Annotated in this window: 17 protein-coding genes; 5 read left to right on the top strand and 12 right to left on the bottom strand. The window is 47.2% G+C overall.

The features are described 5' to 3' along the window. Positions 1 to 2: 2 nt before the first annotated feature. The 10 genes from nuoI to MJ612_RS07365 all read right to left on the bottom strand — a co-directional run bounded on the left by nuoI (position 3) and on the right by MJ612_RS07365 (position 10,368). Positions 3 to 518 carry an NADH-quinone oxidoreductase subunit NuoI gene (nuoI, locus tag MJ612_RS07410; RefSeq protein WP_187032868.1) on the bottom strand — a complete coding sequence of 172 codons (516 nt, stop codon included), beginning with the start codon at positions 516 to 518 and terminating at the stop codon, positions 3 to 5. 306 nt (positions 519 to 824) lie between these two features. Beyond that, positions 825 to 1,787 (bottom strand): NADH-quinone oxidoreductase subunit NuoH, encoded by a 963-nt coding sequence (gene nuoH, locus MJ612_RS07405; RefSeq protein ID WP_187032867.1) that lies wholly within the window; start codon positions 1,785 to 1,787, stop codon positions 825 to 827. Then, complete coding sequence (gene nuoG / locus MJ612_RS07400; protein ID WP_187032866.1) at positions 1,757 to 4,492, bottom strand: NADH-quinone oxidoreductase subunit NuoG; 2,736 nt, start codon at positions 4,490 to 4,492, stop codon at positions 1,757 to 1,759. Before nuoG ends, nuoH begins: the two co-directional genes overlap by 31 nt. Then, positions 4,474 to 5,775: an NADH-quinone oxidoreductase subunit NuoF gene (gene nuoF / locus MJ612_RS07395; RefSeq protein WP_187032865.1), complete on the bottom strand. Its 1,302-nt coding sequence runs from the start codon at positions 5,773 to 5,775 to the stop codon at positions 4,474 to 4,476. Before nuoF ends, nuoG begins: the two co-directional genes overlap by 19 nt. Positions 5,776 to 5,792: 17 nt before the next feature. Continuing rightward, positions 5,793 to 6,257, bottom strand: coding sequence for an NADH-quinone oxidoreductase subunit NuoE (nuoE, locus tag MJ612_RS07390; protein WP_187032864.1), 465 nt, complete (start codon positions 6,255 to 6,257; stop codon positions 5,793 to 5,795). A 221-nt stretch (positions 6,258 to 6,478) separates the two neighbouring features. Further along, positions 6,479 to 8,230: an NADH-quinone oxidoreductase subunit C/D gene (gene nuoC / locus MJ612_RS07385; protein ID WP_187032863.1), complete on the bottom strand. Its 1,752-nt coding sequence runs from the start codon at positions 8,228 to 8,230 to the stop codon at positions 6,479 to 6,481. A gap of 95 nt (positions 8,231 to 8,325) precedes the next feature. After that, positions 8,326 to 8,598, bottom strand: a complete 273-nt coding sequence (locus tag MJ612_RS07380; RefSeq protein ID WP_187032862.1) for a DUF4242 domain-containing protein — start codon at positions 8,596 to 8,598, stop codon at positions 8,326 to 8,328. A 94-nt stretch (positions 8,599 to 8,692) separates the two neighbouring features. Then, a complete protein-coding gene (locus MJ612_RS07375) occupies positions 8,693 to 9,331 on the bottom strand; it encodes an NADH-quinone oxidoreductase subunit B (protein WP_187032861.1) in 639 nt (212 codons plus the stop codon). Between the two features lie 127 nt (positions 9,332 to 9,458). Further along, on the bottom strand, positions 9,459 to 9,887 hold the full coding sequence (locus MJ612_RS07370; protein ID WP_187032860.1) for an NADH-quinone oxidoreductase subunit A: 429 nt from the start codon (positions 9,885 to 9,887) through the stop codon (positions 9,459 to 9,461). A gap of 43 nt (positions 9,888 to 9,930) precedes the next feature. Continuing rightward, entirely contained in the window at positions 9,931 to 10,368 is a 438-nt protein-coding gene (locus tag MJ612_RS07365) for a CBS domain-containing protein (protein WP_187032859.1), read from the bottom strand. A gap of 444 nt (positions 10,369 to 10,812) precedes the next feature. Between MJ612_RS07365 and glgX the strand changes: the two genes are divergently transcribed. Both glgX and MJ612_RS07355 read left to right on the top strand, forming a co-directional pair. Continuing rightward, a complete protein-coding gene (gene glgX, locus MJ612_RS07360) occupies positions 10,813 to 12,987 on the top strand; it encodes a glycogen debranching protein GlgX (protein ID WP_187032858.1) in 2,175 nt (724 codons plus the stop codon). A 56-nt stretch (positions 12,988 to 13,043) separates the two neighbouring features. Then, on the top strand, positions 13,044 to 13,505 hold the full coding sequence (locus tag MJ612_RS07355; protein ID WP_187032857.1) for a DUF4268 domain-containing protein: 462 nt from the start codon (positions 13,044 to 13,046) through the stop codon (positions 13,503 to 13,505). 649 nt (positions 13,506 to 14,154) lie between these two features. Here MJ612_RS07355 and MJ612_RS07350 read toward each other — a convergent pair. Beyond that, positions 14,155 to 16,626 carry a penicillin-binding protein 1A gene (locus tag MJ612_RS07350; RefSeq protein WP_187032856.1) on the bottom strand — a complete coding sequence of 824 codons (2,472 nt, stop codon included), beginning with the start codon at positions 16,624 to 16,626 and terminating at the stop codon, positions 14,155 to 14,157. Positions 16,627 to 16,885: 259 nt separating this feature from the next. Here MJ612_RS07350 and MJ612_RS07345 point away from each other — a divergent pair, with 259 nt between their 5' ends. Further along, positions 16,886 to 17,626 (top strand): Mut7-C RNAse domain-containing protein, encoded by a 741-nt coding sequence (locus tag MJ612_RS07345; protein ID WP_187032855.1) that lies wholly within the window; start codon positions 16,886 to 16,888, stop codon positions 17,624 to 17,626. A 4-nt stretch (positions 17,627 to 17,630) separates the two neighbouring features. On the opposite strand, the gene MJ612_RS07340 is transcribed toward MJ612_RS07345, so the two are convergent. Continuing rightward, a complete protein-coding gene (locus MJ612_RS07340) occupies positions 17,631 to 18,929 on the bottom strand; it encodes an NCS2 family permease (protein WP_187032854.1) in 1,299 nt (432 codons plus the stop codon). Positions 18,930 to 19,121: 192 nt separating this feature from the next. Between MJ612_RS07340 and MJ612_RS07335 the strand changes: the two genes are divergently transcribed. Both MJ612_RS07335 and ku read left to right on the top strand, forming a co-directional pair. Continuing rightward, complete coding sequence (locus MJ612_RS07335) at positions 19,122 to 19,457, top strand: hypothetical protein (protein ID WP_187032853.1); 336 nt, start codon at positions 19,122 to 19,124, stop codon at positions 19,455 to 19,457. A 27-nt stretch (positions 19,458 to 19,484) separates the two neighbouring features. Next, entirely contained in the window at positions 19,485 to 20,270 is a 786-nt protein-coding gene (gene ku / locus MJ612_RS07330; protein ID WP_187032852.1) for a non-homologous end joining protein Ku, read from the top strand. Positions 20,271 to 20,292 lie beyond the last annotated feature (22 nt).

Genomic DNA, 20,292 nt, shown 5'->3' with positions numbered 1-20,292 from the left:
CCTTAGGGGATTAAGCTTTTAACATCTACCGGCGGAAGCTCATTTTCTGCTTCGCCTTTGTCTTTCCCGCCGATGGCCATGCCTGCTACTTTGTAGTAGTTGTAGCCGTGGTACTTGCCCTGGCCGTTTATCAGCAGGTCTTTTTTCTCATACACCAGGTTCTGGCGGTTGTATTCCCCCATCTCAAAATCAGGTATAAGCTGGATGGCGTAGGTAGGGCAAGCTTCTTCGCAGTAGCCACAGAATATGCAGCGCGAAAAGTTGATGCGGAAAAATTCCGGGTAACGGCGGCCATGCTCGTCCTCGGTGGATTGGAGTGAAATACAATCCACAGGGCAGGCAGCAGCGCACAGGTTACAGGCAACACAACGCTCTCCACCGTCCGGGTCACGGGAAAGTATAATGCGGCCGCGCCAACGGGTAGGAAGTATAGCTTTCTGCTCGGGGTACTGTATGGTGTCCCGCTTATGAAACGCATGCAGAAATGTGAGCCACATACTGCGCAACAAACTAAACATAGCTGCTCCTTTCTTTTAAGTGCTCTATCTAACTGTCCCCTTGAGGAGACTACAGGGGTGTCGACTCCTGCGGATTTATACTTGGTTGGAGTGGTCAAACCACCCCTAACCCCTCCTTATCCAGGGAGGGGAGCTTTTACCTACTTCTTATTCTGAATTATTCTTTAGCACAAGCTTTATCTTCTTATACTTCTAGTCATTTACTATTCTGATCACCTTTTCAATCAGTAACTCAGAGCTCCCCTCCTTGGATAAGGAGGGGCAGGGGTGGCTGGATTATTCACTCATTCTTATTTCGTAATTATCTTACCCTTCCAGCCACAGCACCACCGCAGCAGTAATCATCAGATTCACCAAAGTCAGCGGCAGTAAAATCTTCCAGCCATACTCCATCAGTTGGTCATATCTTGGTCGTGGCATGGATGCGCGGAGAAGGATGAAGATCATTAGGAAGGCTACTACTTTTATAATGAACCACACGATAGGCGGCAGAAAATCAGGGCCAAGCCAGCCGCCGAAGTATAGCGTTACCAGCATGCAGGAAATGAGCGTAATACCCATGTATTCGCCTATAAAGAACATCCCGAACTTCATACCCGAGTACTCTGAGTGGAAGCCCGCTATCAGCTCACTTTCTGCTTCCGGAATGTCAAAAGGCAGGCGGTGCGTTTCAGCAATACCGGCGATAAAGAAGATAATAAAACCAAGTATCTGCGGAATGAAGAACCATAAACCCTGTTGTGCTTCCACAATCTCACGCAGGTTAAAGGAGCCAGCCATCAGTACCACGCCCATCAGGGCCAGACCCATAAAAACTTCATAGGAAATCATCTGCGCCGCCCCGCGCATGGCACCCAGCAAACTATACTTGTTGTTAGATGCCCAGCCACCTAAGATGATACTATAAGCTCCCATTGACGACATTGCCAGGAAAAACAGCAGGCCAATGTTCAGGTCGGCAACTATAATTCCGGGGGCAAACGGTATCACTACAAAGCTGAGCAGTACACTGATTACAACTATAGCTGGCGCCAGCACAAACACCGGCTTATCAGAAAAAGGCGGAATCCAGTCCTGCTTAAAAAAAAGCTTTATAGAGTCGGCAGCAACTATAAGCAAACCAAACGGACCGGCACGATTCGGGCCATATCGGTCCTGCCATAGGGCCAGCATACGACGCTCTACCCAAATAAGGGCAGCTGCCACGTTCAGCATCACGAACAGTACGCCGCCGATGATCAGTAAGTAGTTTGGTGCTGCGGTTTCCATTGCAGTTCTCGGTTTAGGATGGCCCAGGCAGGTAATTCGGCAAAAGGTACTCCAGGCAAGCCAACAGGTAAGCCGGCGGTGCCGCTGGCTATAGTTGTGCTAAGCTTCACTGGCAACTGGTAGAGCTGTCCGTCTATGGCAAATGGCATCAGCTGGCCTTCATCCAGCTTCATGCGCAATGCATCGTCGGCATTGATAGCAATGTAAGGTTCTGGTATGCGCTCCTGTATTGGTGGCGACTGGTTACTTAATTCTTCAGATCCAAAAATGTGGTGCAACGGAAGTATAAACAGGTGACCATCCATCGGTTCAAACTTTTCCGGAACAGCTACCGAGAACGACACTTTGTGTTCCGGGTCAGGCTCGATCAATCTGATGCCAGGGTCTCCGCCTTTCAGGTGTCCGCCTACTTCTTCCTGGTATTTATTTACCGACTGGTTAGAGTTCCAGCCCGGCGCCCAGAAAAACGGGATCATAGCTGAAGGTGGCTGGCCGCAGTAGCCTTCCATAGTGTAGGATAGTGGTGAGTCCGGATCTTCGGCAGGTTTGGGTTCGCTTACATTAATGTTGGCACGCATGGCGGTACGTCCACTGAAACGGTGCGGGGCACGTGGTATCTTCTGTCCGGCTATGCGGAAATCAGATGGCGGGGTAACCATCTCAATTCCCTTCATTTCAGGATATTCTTTAACTATAGCACCCAGGATATCGTCATAGCCATGCCACCAGCTGATCTGGTCGTGGGCAACTATAGTTCCGAGTTCGCCCAGCCATCGCCAGCTTTCCTGTATGTCTTCGGTGGTGGGGTATATCTGGTAAAAACGTTGCGCACGCCCTTCGTTGTTGATGAGTGTTCCGTCTGCTTCAGAAAAAGCCCCGGTAGCTAATAGTACATCTGCATGTTCGGTAGTCTGGTTATGCAGGTAATCCAGCACGATCACTTTTTTGCACGACTTCAGGAAGTTGGTTACTGCGCCTTCACCAGCCTGCCGGTACAAATCGTTCTCCAGGATGATAGCCGTATCTGCATAGCCGTTCTCAATGGCTTCAAAAGCAGATTGTAACCTGTGGCCGCCGAGCATTGCCAGACCCATGCTGTTGCTGGTTGGTGAGGTTAGAACTATACCTGCCGTTTTCTCTTTAGCTACCAGTGCATTGGTAATGTTAGCTGCAGCTTTAAGTATAGCTTCGCTGCCTGTAGATGTGCCGGAAATTACTACCGGATTCTTTGCTTTCATCAATGCATCAGCGATCTGCTGCGCCAAGTGCATGTCGTCGTTCTTTAACCCGCGCACTCCCGGAGATTCAGGATAAATGATATTAGCCACAGCAAAGCCTAAGCGGGCGATAGAATCTGGGTCAGCAAAGTACGTTTGGGTTGCCAATTCGTCGAGCTTGGTAGTGGTAGGCGTAGCAATGAAAAGCGGCCCGTTATCATGTTGCACCAACTCTCGCACGGCTGCATCCTGCCAGACTGGTATGTTCGCTTTTGATACCTGTTCCAGTATCGGCTCCTGTCGTACTGCCTGCCGCACGGCCAGTGCCAGCATCGGAGCAGTGTTAGTCAGATCTTCGCCAAGTATAAATACGGCATCGGCTTTTTCCACTTCCTGCATACTTGGGGTTCGGGCGCTGCTTTCCTTTAATATCTTCAGCGAAAGTTCAGTCAGATCATGCTCTGCATCCGATACCCCATGATGGAAATTATCTTCTCCTACTAACGTCTTCAGCATATAGTTAGACTCCAGTGATGCGCGAGCCGAACCAATACCGATTACCCTGCCTTGTCGCATAGCCTGTGCTGCTGCCTGTAGTGCGGTATACTTGTCGGTAGCTTCAGGCAAATTGCTTCGGACTAACGATTTTCGGATGCGACTTATGCTGTTCACGTGCTCATAACCAAAACGACCGCGATCACACAGGAAGTAGCCGTTCACTTCACCGTTGTAGCGGTTGGTTATATTGCGCAAAGTGCCATAACGTTCGCCGGCTGTGGTGTTACATCCCAGACTGCAATGGTGGCAAACAGATGGCGCCATCGTCAGGTCCCATTTGCGGGTATAGTGTTGCTTTAGAGTATTGTCGGTAAACACGCCGGTTGGGCAAACTTCTGCCAGGTTTCCGCTGAACTCGCTTTCCAGCACGCCATCTTCGACACGGCCAAAATATAAATTGTTATGCGCTGCAAATACGTCCAGGTCTTTGCCGCCTGCATAGTCTTTATAGTAGCGCACGCAGCGATAGCACTGTATGCAGCGGTTCATTTCGTGGTTCAGGAACGGGCCCAGATACTGGTTTTTATAGGTTCGTTTCTGGAAACTATAGCTTCTATAGTTGTGGCCGGTCATTACGGTCATGTCCTGTAAATGGCAGGAGCCGCCTTCGTCGCACACAGCGCAATCGTGGGGGTGGTTGGTCATGAGCCAGCCGATAATATGTGCCCTGAACTCTTTGGCTTCGGGGTCAGCAATAGAGATCCGCATGCCATCGCGCACCTGCTCCATACACGACATAAAGAGCTTGCCCTTGGTATCGTTCTCATCTTTATACACCTTTACCGCACACTGGCGACAGGCCCCGATAGAGCCCATGGCCGGGTGCCAGCAGAAGTAGGGCAGGTCCTGGCCCAGCGTCAGGCAAGTCTCCAATAGGTTCTTTCCGGTCGGTACTTCGAAGGGGGTGTTATCTATATAGATGGTTGCCATGCTTTTGCTTTGCTCCAGGGACAGTGGTGTTCGTGAATGTGCCGTTCAAAATCTTCTCTGAAATATTTCAGAGCGCTCTGCAGGGGTTCCATGGCGCCGGGTGCCAACGCACAAAACGTGTTGCCGGGGCCAAGGTATTTCGTATGAAAATCGAGAGTAAGCAGGTGTTCGGGTTTGCCTTCGCCTTTGTCTATAGCTAAGAGTATTTTCTCTACCCAAGGAAGCCCTTCGCGGCAAGGCGTACAGAAACCGCACGATTCCTGGGCAAAGAAATGCTGCAGATTCAGGGTAAAGCCAACCGGGCAGGTCTGGTCGTCCATAATGATCATGGTGCCTGTACCCATACGACTACCAGCAGCCTGAATAGAAGGATAATCCATCGGCAGGTCCAGGTGTTCTTCCACTAAAAAGTCTGTAGATGCGCCTCCTGGTAAAAGCCCACGGAACAGGTAACCATCCTGCATGCCACCGGCATAGTCTTCCAAGATCTCACGTATGGTGGTGCCCATCGGCAGCTCCCAGCAACCTGGTGTTTTCACGCGGCCGCTTACTCCAAAAAGCTTAGTTCCGGCATCTGCAGTTAAGCCCAGTTTTTTAAACCATTCAGCTCCGTTGTTTACAATGTGTGGCAGGCAGCAAAGTGTCTCGACGTTGTTAACTATAGTTGGCTTCCCAAACAAACCACTTACCTGCGGGAAAGGCGGCTTTGCTCGTGGGTTGGCCCGTTTGCCTTCCAGCGCATTTAATAAAGCAGTTTCTTCGCCGCACATATAGCGACCAACCCCGGTGTGCAGGTGCATGTCCAGGTTAAAGCCGGAGCCAAGTATATTTTGGCCCAAATAGCCTGCATCGTAGGCTTCCTGTATAGCTTTGGTTATTTCCCGGGCAGCCACTTTATAAGCCCAGCGGAGGAACACGTAGCTTATACTTGCCTGTATGGCATAGGCCGCCACGATCATTCCTTCAATCAGCTGGTGCGGATTTCCTTCCAGCAGCACGCGGTCTTTAAAAGTACCAGGTTCCATTTCGTCGGCGTTAGCAACCAGGTATTTGGGTGTGGCAGCATCAGGGCCCATGGGCACAAAGCTCCACTTTAAGCCGGTGTTAAAACCAGCTCCGCCACGGCCTTTGAGGTCTGATTCCTTTACCAGTGCCTGTACTTCCTGGGGTGTCATTTCCTTCAGGATTTTGCGCACAGACTGGTATCCGCCCACCTGCTCATACTCCTTTAAGCTGAGCGGTGCGCGACCGGGTACAATGTGTTGGGTAAGCGGCTTCTCCATAGGCCCGCTTGTTTGGGTTAGGTATACTTGTTCAGAATCTCATCCAGTTGTTCCACCGTCAGGTTACGGTACAGGTCGTTGTCAATCATAAGGGCTGGGGCACAGTCGCAGGTGCCAAGGCAGCAGTTCGGGAGCAAAGTAAAGCGGCCATCTGCTGTGGTCTGGCCATACTGTATGTTTAGTTTTTCGTGTAAAGCTTCTTTTATAGTTTCATAGCCCATTACATAACAGCTGATGCTGTCGCAGAGCAGGATCACATGCCGGCCAACCGGCCTACGGAAGATCAGGTTATAGAAAGTAGCCACGCTGTCGAGCTCCGCCGGCGACATACCCACATAATCAGCCACATCTTTCAGGCTTTCATCCGAGATCCAGCCATGGCTGTGCTGCACGATCTTCAGCGCTTCGATGCAGGCATTTTTAGGTGCCGGCACCAGGCTTATTTCATGGTCTATCTGATGTTTCTCTTCAGCGGTAAGCATGGGTTTTAATTGTTGAATTGTTGATTGTTAAATTGTTGTTTTAACTGTCCCCTTGAGGGGACCACAGGGGTGTTTACACCTGCGAATCTGTTTTATAGTTAAAGTTGCTGGGGTTGTAGACGTTCTTAACACCCCTATAGTCCCCTCAAGGGGACAATTTGTACTTGCAGCCTTTTACTTTTCTAACTTCCAAACTTTCTAACTTTCTAACTTTCTAACTTTTACCTGTCAATGTCTGCCAGCACGTAGTCCATGGCTCCGAGTATAGACAGCAGGTCGGCTACGGTATAGCCTTTGCTGATGTAAGGGAGCATTTGCATGTGCGGGAACGATGGAGTGCGAATGCGTACCCGGTACGGCGATGTGTTTCCATCGCTGGTCAGGTAGTAGCCGTTGGCTCCTTTGGTAGCTTCTATGCAGCTCATTGCTTCGCCGGCAGGTATAACCGGTCCCCACGTTACGCCTAAAAAGTGCGTGATCAGCGTTTCAATATCATGCATGGTGTTTTTCTTGACAGGGGGCGTAGTAAGCGGATGATCTGATTTGAACGGACCGGCTGGCATGTTTTTCAAGCATTGCTCTACAATGCGCAAACTCTGACGCATCTCAGCTACGCGAACTATAGCTCTGTCGTAGCAGTCGCCGTTGCTGGCAGTTGGTATTTCAAAATCAAACATCTCGTAGCCGGAGTATGGGCGTTTTTTACGGAAATCCCAATCCATGCCGCAGGCGCGCAGGTTTGGTCCGGTAACGCCCCATTCTATGGCTTCTTCGGCTGTAAAAATGCCAATGCCAACCGTGCGGGCTTTGAAGATGCTGTTCTTCATTACCATCGCATCGTACTCTTTCAGCCGTTTCGGGAAATAGTCTATAAAGCTTTGCACCAATGCTTCCCAGCCTTTTGGCAGGTCCTGTGCTACGCCACCAATCCTGAACCAGTTCGGGTGCATTCGTCCGCCACAGATGCCTTCTATAATATCGAATATCTTTTCGCGATCGGAGAACATGTAGAAAACAGGGGAGAGCTGACCTACGTCCTGGGCAAATGTGCCGTACCAAACCAGGTGGCTGGCTATCCGGAAGAGTTCGCAGAGCATCACGCGGATATACTTTACCCGTTCCGGCACTTCAATGCCTGCCAGTTTTTCTACACCCTGCAGGTAAGCCAGGTTGTTCATCACACCGCCCAAGTAATCCACTCTATCGGTATAAGGAATGTATGTATGCCACGACTGGCGCTCGCCCATTTTCTCAGCCCCACGGTGGTGAAAACCGATATCAGGAATGGCATCTACGATGTCTTCACCATCCAATTGAAGTATAATTCTTAGAACACCGTGCGTGCCGGGGTGCTGCGGACCAATATTCAAAAACATAAAATCGCTGTCGTCGCTTTGGCGTTGCAGTCCCCATTCTTCAGGGTTAAATTTTAGCGCTGCCTGCTCCAGGTCTACTTTATCGTCATACAACTGGAAAGGTCCCATTTCGGTGGCGCGGGCCGGGTGCTCTTTGCGGAGCGGGTGCCCAACCCAAGTGCGGGGCATAAGTATTCGCGAAAGGTGCGGATGGCCCGAGAAACGGATGCCAAACATGTCGTATACTTCACGCTCGTACCAGTTAGCATTGGCCCACAGGCTGCTTATACTTGGCGCCGTCGGGAAGTCGCCAACCAAGGCTACTTTTAAGCGGATAAACTCGTTGCGGGGGAAGGAGAACAGGTGATAAACCAGCGTAAAACTGGATTTTGGAACATGGTTGGCACCACGGTTTTTGGTCCGTTCATCAATGCCTGTCAGGTCAAATAGTAGCTTAAAAGGCTCGGCCACTTCTTTTTTCAGGAAGGTCAGCACATCCACAATTTTATCCATCGGCGTCCAAAGCGTGAGCATTTCGTCTTTGGTAGCCTGCTGCGTAAAGGTATCTTCGCCAAAGCGTGCCTGTAGCTGTAGTAATGTGCTGCTGTTGTTTTCCATGGCCAGGTTCTTTAATTGAGGGGACCAAAAAAATGTTATTTCATGCTATGCTATAGTTGCTTTATTATGGTAAGTATAATTTATAGTTAGTATGACTATTCAGCTGTTACCGGATCAATAATTGCTTTTACTTCACTTACTGAATCTGCCGGGAAACCGCCTTTTCTGGCATGTTCGCGCACCATTTCCTCGTTAGGGGCATTGTAAATACAATAGATCTTATCGCCTGTTACATAGCTGTGTACCCATTGTATCTGTGGTCCCATATTGCTTAGCACCCCACAGGAAGTTTGAGAAATAACTTTTAATTCTTCGGCGGATAACTTACCTGCTCCCAGAATTGAGCGCTCGATTACATACTTAGGCATAGCTTTATACTTTTTATGGTTAAGCAAGACATTGTTTGGCGGACGTTCTGAGGTTAGAAATCTGTAACTCTCAAACTCCTAAACTCTTTAACTTTTATAGTTCATCCGGAGATTTAAACTCTGTCATCTGGTCCCAGCGCTCACGCTTGCGTGCCTTCACTTCTATCTTGTCAGGTTTGATTACGCCTTGTTCGCCAATGGTCCAGCTAAGAGGTCTTCGCTCTTTGCCAACACTTTCTGCAAGCAACATCAGGCCTTCCATAAACGCATCGGGGCGGGGAGGGCAGCCGGGTACATACACATCTACTGGCAGGAATTTATCTACGCCCTGTACCACACTATAAATGTCGTACATGCCGCCGGAGTTGGCACAGGAGCCCATCGAGATCACCCATTTCGGTTCCATCATCTGCTCATGCAGGCGCTTGATGATCGGGGCCATTTTAATGAAAACAGTTCCGGCAATGATCATCACATCGGCTTCGCGGGGAGTACCACGGATAACTTCTGCACCAAAACGCGCTACGTCATACTTGGGAGTCATGGAAGTAGCCATCTCTACAAAACAACAACTTAAACCAAAATGGAAAGGCCACATGGAGTTTTTGCGTCCCCAGGCTATCAGGTCCTGCAAGGTGGTGAGCATGATACTTTGCTGCACGGTTTCTTCGTAAGAGCTGGTGCCCTTCACCGCGTTGGCAGGTTCATCTGGTTTACTAAGCCACCATTTCATAGGCGTAGAGGTTTGGTGTTTATCGTTTCGTCAGTGCATCAGGGTGAGAGTGTCGTTGGTAGTTAGTCGTTGCTCGTTAATTGACTTAAAGAAGTCTTATGTCTGTTGTCTAATATCTTATATCAAACTATACAGCCGGTTTTTGCATGCGCTTATAGGCTGCCAGTATCTTTTTGCCATCCGGTCCGAAATCCAGTGCGCCCATGCGCCACTCGTAAACCAGCACCACCACCAGCATCACCATAAACACAGCCACACCGGCATAGCCATACCAGCCCAGTTCCCGGAAAGCGATGGCCCAGGAAAGTATAAATACCGTCTCCACATCAAATATCACGAAGAGCATGGCTACCATATAAAACTGAGAGGAGAAACGGATACGCGCTGAGCCTTCGCTGACTATACCGCCTTCGTAAGGCTCTGTCATGGCGCGGCCCTTGCCATGCTGGCCCAGCACATACGACAAGCCAAGTATAACTCCTACCAGGCTCAGCACAATAGCACCATATACCAGCAGGGGCCACATAGGCACAATATTTTCTCCTGAAGCGTCCATAGCGTTTCCTTTTTAATACTACACGCTTGCTTTTAAGCGCTTATTACTCCTGGTGGCCGGTAATGTAGTGTTCAAGCTCTTCAATAATGAATTTCTGTTCTTCTATCATGTATCTTACAATATCACCGATAGAGACGATACCAACCAGGTTGTTATTATCAAAAACCGGCAGGTGCCGGATATACTTGCTAGTCATGAGGGCCATGCATTGCTCCATGGTCGTATCTGGGGTAACAGTTACAGGGTGTTCGCTCATAATCTCCTTTACAAGCGTTTCTTTAGAGGCCCTGCCTTTCAGGATCACTTTCCGGGCATAGTCACGTTCGGTCAGGATGCCTACAAAACGACCATTATCTAACACTACCAGCGATCCTATATGATTTTCTTCCATCAACTCCAGTGCGCTGTAAACGGTGGTTTCAGGACTTACAGAAATGACATCGCCATGTTTTTTTTGTAGAATGCATCGAACGGTTCCCATACTTCCCCCTTCTGTTAATAAGTTAATCTGAATATTTTAACCTATATACGAGTCTAGTTGAAAAAAGTAAAAAAATTATGGGTTGCGTTATGTTTTATGAAAAAAATATAATTTTCGTAATTTTTGCTTTGCTAGATATAACTAACTGATAGTTAGTTATAAGCGCCTTATTTTTGATGATAAATGCAATAAATGAGTGGTATATTAAATGTATATGGGAATAAAAATCAAAAATGAATCAACAAGCTGATTGTAATCATGATCAGCCCATAGTTACAAAGTCCTATTTCCTGAAATAAAGAACTATAAAAGTATACCTGCCTTATCAGTTAATTCCTGGCTTAACTATTTAGTTGTAATGAAGTATAATAGGTGCACCTGAACATATAACTCAGGTTCTAAAGAAACTGCTACAGCACTATTACCTACTATAAACAAACTTGTATGAGTATACAGATATATCCGGGAAACCCATATCCGCTTGGTGCTACCTGGGATGGTGAAGGAGTAAATTTTGCACTTTATGCCGATAACGCCACTGGCGTGGAATTGTGCCTGTTTGATGACGTGACCAGCGAGCAGGAATCGGTAAAGATAAAAATGGTAGAGCGCACGCACCAGATCTGGCATACCTACCTGCCAGATGTAGGGCCAGGGCAGCTCTATGGATACAGAGTACAAGGACCATATGAGCCAACACAAGGGCATCGCTTTAATGAAAATAAATTACTGCTAGACCCTTATGCAAAAGCTATTTCAGGTGCTGTAGAGTGGCACGACTCTTTATTTGGTTATAAGGTTGGAGATCCTGCCGAAGATCTAAGTTTCAGCGAAACCGACAGCGCTCCTTATATACCTAAAGCTGTTGTAATAGATCCGAATTTTGACTGGCAGGGAGACAAACCTCCTAAAACTCCTTATCATAAATCGATTATTTACGAAACACATGTAAAAGGCTTTACTTATCTGCACCCTGAGATACCGGAAAACATACGTGGCACCTATGCAGGTCTAGCACACCCGGTAACTATAGATTACCTTAAGAATTTAGGTGTAACTGCCATTGAGCTGATGCCGGTACATCATTTTATAAAAGACCGTCACCTGGCTGAAAAAGGATTAACAAATTACTGGGGTTATAATTCTATAGGTTTCTTTGCCCCAGATGTACGCTACACTAGTAGTGGCACTTTGGGTGAGCAGGTAGTGGAATTCAAGAACATGGTAAAAGAGTTCCACAAAGCAGGTATAGAAGTGATTCTGGATGTAGTATATAACCATACGGCTGAAGGGAATCATATGGGGCCTACCTTGTCTTTTAAAGGTATAGATAATGCCTCTTATTACCGTTTGGCCGAGGACTCACGGTATTACATGGACTATACCGGGACCGGTAATACACTAAACTCAAGCCTGCCTAGTGTGCTTCGCCTGATAATGGACAGCCTGCGCTACTGGATACTGGAAATGCACGTTGACGGCTTCCGTTTTGATCTGGCTTCAACATTGGCCCGTGAACTGCACGAGGTTGACAGGCTGGGTTCCTTCTTCGACATTATTCACCAGGACCCGGTTATATCACAGGTTAAGTTAATTGCCGAACCCTGGGATATTGGCGAAGGCGGCTACCAGGTTGGTAACTTTCCGCCTGGCTGGACGGAATGGAATGGTAAATACCGGGACTGTATGCGCGACTACTGGCGAGGCGAAAATAGCATGCTGGCTGAATTTGCGGAACGCTTTACCGGTAGCTCCGACCTTTACCAGGACGATTACAGAAGACCTACGGCAAGTATAAATTTTATTACAGCCCACGATGGATTTACGTTGCACGACCTTGTATCTTATAATGAGAAGCACAACGAAGCAAACGGTGAAAATAACCAGGATGGTGAAAGCCATAACCGTTCCTGGAACTGTGGCGCAGAAGGCCCAACCAACGACAAGGCTATACTGGAATTGAGACAACGCCAGAAACGTAATTTCTTAACAACACTGTTTTTATCTCAGGGGGTACCTATGCTTGTTGCCGGAGATGAAATAAGCCGCACCCAGCAGGGTAACAACAACGCCTACTGCCAGGATAATGAAATTTCGTGGCTGAACTGGGAGAAAGCAGATAAGGATCTGCTTGAATTTACGCGCCAACTGATACAGTTTCGGAAAGACCACCCGGTTTTCTGCCGCCGCCGCTGGTTTCAGGGGGTACCTATAAAAGGGCTTGGGGTAGAAGATATTGAATGGTTTTTACCAGACGGTAGCGAAATGACAGAGGAGCATTGGAATCATGATTTTGCAAAGTCTTTGGCTGTATACATGAATGGACATGGGTTGCGAAGCGTTGGCCCGAAAGGGGAGCACATCATGGACGATGATTTCTTCATTATCTTTAATGCCCACCATGATCCGATTAAATTTAAACTGCCACCTAAAAAATATGGAGCACAGTGGAGCAAAGTAATCGATACTGTTACCGGCCATTTTAATGAAAATGGCAAGCTTTATAGTGCAGGCAGAATGATAGAAGTTGGAGCCCGATCAGTAGTATTGTTACATTCTGAAACCGTTAAAAAGCCTAAAGTAGCAGCCTTGGCGCGAAAAGAAGGTGCTGCCATCTAACGCTATAGTTGCAACAGGTATTTCGGATTGTCGGGAGTAATCGCCAATTTTGCTGCATGTATACACGCGAACAAGCTTCACAATTACGGCAGGCCTTCTGGACAGCTTTCGGGCAGTACATTGCCCCACAGCTGTCGGCGGAAGGATACCGTACCAACTGGTCTAACTATAAAACCGGCTTTAAGCATGTATACTTTAGGATGCGTGCCGAAAAGAAATTTGCAACTATAAGTATAGAACTTACGCACCCTGACCCAGGAATTCAGGAGCTATACTTCGAGCAGTTTGAGGAACTAAAGACTTTGCTGCATGAAACCCTCGGTGAGGAATGGGAGTGGGAATTGCATAGTGTGGATGAAGAGGGCCGTACCATCAGCAGGATTTATAAAGAGCTACCTTCTGTAAATGTTTTTAACCAGGAAGACTGGCCAGCGCTTATTTCGTTCTTTAAACCACGCATTATTGCTTTAGATGAATTTTGGAGTGATGCAAAGTATAGTTTTGAAGCGTTGAAATAACGCTATTGTCATTTCGAGTGAAGTCAAGAAATCTATCTTAGTTATAGTTTATACTTGTTTGAACCAAGCTATACTTTATACTTGCTTGAACCAAGCTATACTTTCATAGATGCCTGTTTTCCTGAAAGCTTTACTAACCTATAGTTTCATTTTATACTTTGGTGCGCTCACGGCCGCGGGGCCCCGTCTTTGGGCATCGCGCGGTGCAAATCTCTTTTGCTCGTACCTCGCAATGCCTTACGGCACCAGATATTTACAAGGCGCTCCACCCAAAGACTGTAATCAGTTCGATAGTAGATTTATAGTGAGCTTGAGAAGCTGTAGCGCTCAGCTTTTCTCGTGGTTGTAGTTTCGTAGGGACAGGTCGCGACCTGTCCGCTCAACAGGCTGTAACTATAAAACTATAGCAGGTGAATTTGCAGTTGCAGAAGCTGTCCCCTTAAGGGGGCTACAGGGGTGTAAAATCAGCAACTATAAAACGATAAATTCAATTATAGTAAAGGAGAAAAGCTCCCCTCCTTAGACAAGTCGAAGATCCCGGACTTGGTTCGGGAGAGGGGTTGGGGTGGTTGGAACACACCAACTATGAAGCTGCAACAGCAACTACACCAGATACCTAAAGTCCTTAAAATTAGCTAGCAGCCGAATCTTACCAGCCTCTTTCCTTTCGTTCGCGTTTGCGCTCTTCGCGGCGTTTTTTCCGCTCTTCCTTCCAGCCTTTAAAGGTGTCTTTTACCCTGGTACCTACATTATCGACAAGTCTTTCAAAGAAAGTCTCGTGTGGTGGCTCTTCCCTGAATGACTCGCAATTGACAAGGTTTTGCAGGTATGGCGATAACTGTGAAAACCGGCTGTTATAATACCCAACGTAAGCAGGATCTATGGCAACCCTTCTGGTAAAATCTCCCCAGATTGGCAACGCTGTATTAGAGCCCTGACCTAATTCTAAGGTACGGAAACGGACTTTCGGGCTTTCAGCACCAACCCAAACACCCGTTACCAAGTTAGGCGTAATACCTATAAACCAACCATCGGCATTGTCCTGGGTAGTACCTGTTTTGCCGGCTATGTCCATCTGCAAGCCAAACTGTGACCGTAGTTTGGCAGCGCTGCCTTCTTCCACCACGCCCTGCATTAAGTATAGCATAATAGCAGCATTAGATTCCGAAATTGCTTTTCGCACTGGTCTGTCAAGATCATTTTTAAGGAGTACTTCACCACTTCTGTTAGTGATTTTGCTGATGTAAATAGGTTCTATTTTATACCCTTGGTTGGCTATAGTTGCATAAGCATTTACCATCTCATACAAAGACAGGTCAGCTACACCCAAAGCCAGTGCAGGCACTTCAGGTATTTCGCTTTCTATACCTAAGCGGTGCGCCAGATCAACAGTCTTGTTTACACCTGCCTTCATCATTACCTGTGCCGATACTGTGTTAACAGAGTGTGCCAGTCCACCACGCATGGTGTACTCACCGCCGTACTGTTCGGTAGCATTTCTTGGCGACCAGTCGTCATACTCAGGGTAGGTTACGCGCTCGTTCGGGAACCAAGTACAGGGAGCTACTCCGCGCTCCAGAGCAGCAGCATAAACTATAGGCTTAAACGTAGAACCAACCTGCCTTTTAGAGCGCACATGGTCATACTTAAAAACATGATGATTGATACCGCCAACCCATGCTTTAATCTCACCGGTGTAAGGGTCCATAGAAAGTAAGCCGGCATTCAGGAATTTCTGGTAATAAGCCAGTGAGTCCATTGGTGACATAGTGCGCTCTCTGCTGCCTTGCCAGCTGAACACATTCATTTTTCTTTTCTTACGGAAGGCTTCTGTAATCTCAGTGTCGGTTTTGCCGTTTGCTTTTGCTTTTTTATATCTGTCGGATCGTTGCATGGCTTCCTGTAGTACGCTGGCATCTCTGCCCCAGGGGGAGCGGCCACTCCAGTGTGCATCAAATTTGCGCTGCAGCGCAGCCATTTTATTCCGCATGGCTTTCTCGGCATGTGCCTGCATGCCAGCATCTATAGTTGTATAAATTTTTAGACCGTCGGTATACAGGTTGTAAGGCTCGCCGTTGTCTTTCTTTTTAGATGCCGCCCATTCTACCAGCTCCAGGCGAAGCTGCTCCCGAAAGTAAGGTGCCATGCCATCGTTATGGTTGGTAACATGGTAATCCAGTTTCAGAGGTCGCTTTTTAAGATCATTTGCTTTAGCCTCTGAAAGGTAGCCATACTTTACCATCTGGTTTAGTACCACATTACGCCGTTGTTTTGAGCGCTCCGGGTTTAGGCGTGGGTTATAGGTTGTAGTAGCCTTCAACATTCCAATCAGCACAGCGGCCTCTTCAGTCTTTAAATCTGCAGCTGGTTTGTTAAAGAAACGTTGTGCCGAGCGCTCGATACCATACAGGTTGCCACCCATTGGCACCGTATTTAAGTATAGTTCCAGCAACTCTTCTTTGCTATAGATGCCTTCCAGCTTTCGGGCGATGATGATCTCGCGAAGCTTGTTAACGGGCATATCCCAGAACCAGTAATGGCGGCGCGGGTACAGGTTTTTGGCCAACTGCTGACTTAACGTACTACCGCCACCGGCGCTCTGGTCCTGCATTAGGATAGACTTAACTATAACCCGACCCAGGCTTCGCACATCCACACCAGCATGTTCATAAAAACGGGCATCTTCGGTCGCAATCAGCGCCTGAATGGCGGCAGGAGCAATGTCATTATACTTTACATTGGTACGGTCCTGTATAAAATAACGGCCCAGCAACTCACCATCAGCAGAATATACTTCCGACGCAGTATTGTTCTGCACCGATTTCAACTCGCTATGGGATGGCATGCTACCCATAGCGCCCATGTATACCAGCAAGTAAAAAATAGTACAGATCAGAATAAAGTATAAGCTGGAACGGTAAGCAATTCGCAGCACAGATTTGCGGTCGCGGCTCCAGTTAAAGGTGCGCAGCCTGGCCCATTTCTGATTCCAGTAAGCTGAGGTAAGTTTTGGTTTCTGGCTTCTGTAAAAGGCAGATAACTCCGCCTTCATGAAGTTGAAAAGTGGCTCCAGTATGCCGTAAACTATAAGTCTGATTAATTTTAAAAGCGCTCGCTTCATGTATAAAGTAAGTACGCGGCCTGAGCAGCGTTTCCGATCCGATTAGCTGCTTTACCTGCATTTGCAGCGGGTGGTTGCACGGTATCTGTAATAGTTAAAGTAAAAGTATGTAGTTGCCGGGCATTGCACAAATATTGCGCCACTTCCCGACCCGACCTGTAACGTATTCTGTTACATTTTTGTGCGTTTATACTTAATTAATTCTGATTTTACTCAGGCGTTTTAGTTTGCGTAGGTTATAGTTTAGGATTTAACTGCTATGCTTATTACGGCCACCTTCCGGTTTCACTTCACGCTCAACGACTTTCTGGCTCTGGCAGATCGTAATGCTTGGGTAAAGTATAGTTTCAGGGATGAACCCGCTGTAAAAGATGCCATTGAGGCGTTGGGAGTGCCACATCCGGAAGTAGATATCATTGTTGTGAACTGTGCCATAGTTGATTTTAATTATAAACTACAGCCTAATGACCAGGTGGAAGTATACCCGGCGAGCCCTTATACCATGTGGCCTGAAAAGGCAAAGCTCATCCCGAAAAGTACCTTGCCTTATAGGTTTGTGCTGGATGTGCACCTGGGTAAATTGGCAAGGCTGCTCCGTTTGCTGGGTTTCGATACTATTTTTGATGCGGGGTTAACAGACAAGGAAATTGCAGGTATAAGTGTATCAGAGAATCGCATATTACTGACCCGTAGTGTAGGTCTGCTGAAACTGAAGAGCATAACCCGAGACTATTGGCTACGTTCGCAACACCCTGAAATGCAGGTACAGGAAGTGGTCAGCTACTATAAACTTGCCCCGGAATTTAAGCTGTTTTCGCGCTGCATGGTTTGCAACGGTAACATAAAAGCTGTGCCAAAAGAGCAGATCTGGGAATTACTCCCTCCCAAAACGAGATTATACTTCCACGAATTCTACCAATGCCAGAGCTGCCAGCGCGTGTACTGGAAAGGCTCCCATTACGAACGGATGCAGGAATTTATCTCCAAACTACTCCAGTAAAGGCTTAATGCATGAACAGCGCCAGTATACAGAAGATATCGATGATCCAGAGCGCTGGAGTTATCTTTTTATACTTGCCACTTACCACCTTTAATAAAGTATAGCTCAGGAAACCCCAGATAATACCTTGCGTGATAGAGTAAGTGAAGGGAATAAGTACCATTGCCAGAAATGCAGGTATAGCGTCATCCAGCGCAAGCCAGTTTACCCGGATAACAGGCCGGATCATAAATGCGCCAACCAATACCAGCGCCGGGGCAGTAGCAATGGCAGGAACTACAGATAGCAGCGGTGCCAGGAAAAGGAAAGGCAGAAAAAGCAATCCACCTACTACAGCAGTCAAACCCGTACGTCCACCGGCATCAATCCCAACCGCTGATTCGATATAAGCGGTGCCTGGGCTTGAGCCTACCAAACCAGCCATAGTTGTAGCCACGGCATCAGTCAGTAAAGAGCGTTTAATGTTTCGTGGTTCGCCATGCTCATCTAAAAGTTCAGCCGCTTCGGCCAGACCTACCAGCGTAGAAAGGCTATCGAAAAGGTCGGTAAATACAAAAGCAAAAATAACCGGCCAGACAGCAAACTGCAGCGAGTTTATCAAGTCCAGTTTAAAAAGCAGGCTGAAGTCGGGTGCAGAAAAAACGCCTTGCCAGTTTACAATAGCTTCAGTGCCCCACCAGCGACCCAGTGGGTAAGCCAGCAGCGTTGTCACAACTATGCCTATTAAAATGGCTCCTTTTACATTGCGCACCAGAAGTATAGCTGTAAGTAATAAACCAGCAATAAAAGTAAGTATAGCCGGGGTCAGCTGATTTACACCAACTATAGTACCCTGTGCCTGCACTATAAACTTAGCATTGGCCAAACCGATAAGCGTGATAAACAGACCTATACCAGCTGCAATGGCATAACGCAACGGCTTAGGGATAGCCTTTACAATGTAGGTCCGGATGTTGAACACGGAAAGCAGCAGAAAAATAATACCCGACCAGAATACAGCCCCCAACGCCACAGGCCATGGCACCTGCATACCAATAACGGCAGAGTAAGTAAAGAAAGCATTCAGCCCCATGCCCGGCGCAACCAATATCGGGTTACGGGCATAAACCCCCATCATCACACTACTGAAAAAACACACCAACACCGTAGCTGTAAGCACTCCCGAAAAGGGCAGCCCAGCCTGGCTCAGTATACTTGGGTTTACCACTATAATATATGAAGTAGCCAGAAAAGACGAGATTCCGGCAATTACCTCTGTATGTACTGTTGTGTTGTTTTTCTTCAGCTCAAAGTATGTCTGCATATGCGCGGGTTGTATAGGATTAACCAGGTATAAAACCTGATACGGGAAACGCGTGAAGTTATTTAAAAAAGCAAAACATCAGTAATTATAAACACGGATTTACTCTTGCTTAAAAGCTTAACTTATACTTCATGTTTATACCTGCTGCGGCTTTCAGCGTTAAAGTCTATACAATTACAAAATGCTGAACCTATGGAAGACAAAGAAGAATTAACAACCCTTATTAAAGTGCTTGCAGGGGTACGGAAAGAGGGATATAAACTGGACTTCACACTTGGAGCAGATGGTCTGCTGCACACGATGGATGGTAAAATGAAATTTACGCCCGATCAGTTACGTATCGTTAATTTCTACCGCTTCGAAGGTGAAAGTAACCCGGATGATATGGCTATACTTTATGTACTGGAAACCAAAAACGGCTTAAAAGGTACAATCTCAGATGCTTACGGTACGTACTCAGACACAGCTGTAGAAGCATTTATGAAACAAGTGGAAGATTTGGGTAAAGATCTGGATCGACACAGCTAAACTATATACGACATAAACTATAAAACTATGAGAACTATATGGAAAGGATCGCTGGGTTTTGGCCTGGTGAATATCCCGATAAAAATGTACAGCGCCACCAAAGACCGCCGTCTGGATTTTGACCTGATCGACAGACGCAACCATGCCCGCGTGCGCAACAAACGCGTGAACGAGAAAACCGGTGAAGAAGTACCCTACAACGAAATAGTGAAAGCTTATAAGTATGAAGGCAAGTATGTGGAGCTGACTGATGAAGAACTGGAACGCGCCGAAGAAGAAAAGAACACTATTATACAACTCGACTCTTTTGTAGAGGAAGAAGAAATAGACGAAATATACTTTAAAAAGCCTTACTACCTGAGCCCCGAGAAAGGCAATAAAACGGGTTATGGTTTGCTACGCGATGCGATGCGCAAAACAGGTAAAGTTGGTATTGCTACCATAGTAATGCGCGGGCAGGAAGAACTGGCCGTGATCAGGCCAATGGGCGATGCGCTGGTGTTGCAGAAATTACGCTTTATGGAGGAGGTTAACAAAACCGACGATCTGGAACTACCGCATAAAGTGGATATCGGTGGAGCGCAATTAGATATGGCTGTAGAGCTGATCAACCAGTTCACAACTGAATTTGATATTCACGATTACCGCGATACTTATACCGAAAAGCTGATGAAAACCATTGAGGCCAAGGCAAAAGGTAAGAAGAAACCGACGCCAAAAAAAGTGGAAACCATCCCGACTAAAACCAAGGACCTGATGGCCCAGCTCAAGGCAAGTTTAAGTTCTAACCAGCCTCGCATGCGGGCATCCTAAACAGGTATAAACTATAGTTTCA

Source organism: Pontibacter deserti, from assembly GCF_023630255.1.
In the GTDB taxonomy this organism is placed as follows: Bacteria; Bacteroidota; Bacteroidia; order Cytophagales; family Hymenobacteraceae; genus Pontibacter; species Pontibacter deserti.
The sequence above is the reverse complement of the archived record's forward strand: the minus strand, read 5'-3'. Positions and strand labels throughout refer to the sequence as shown.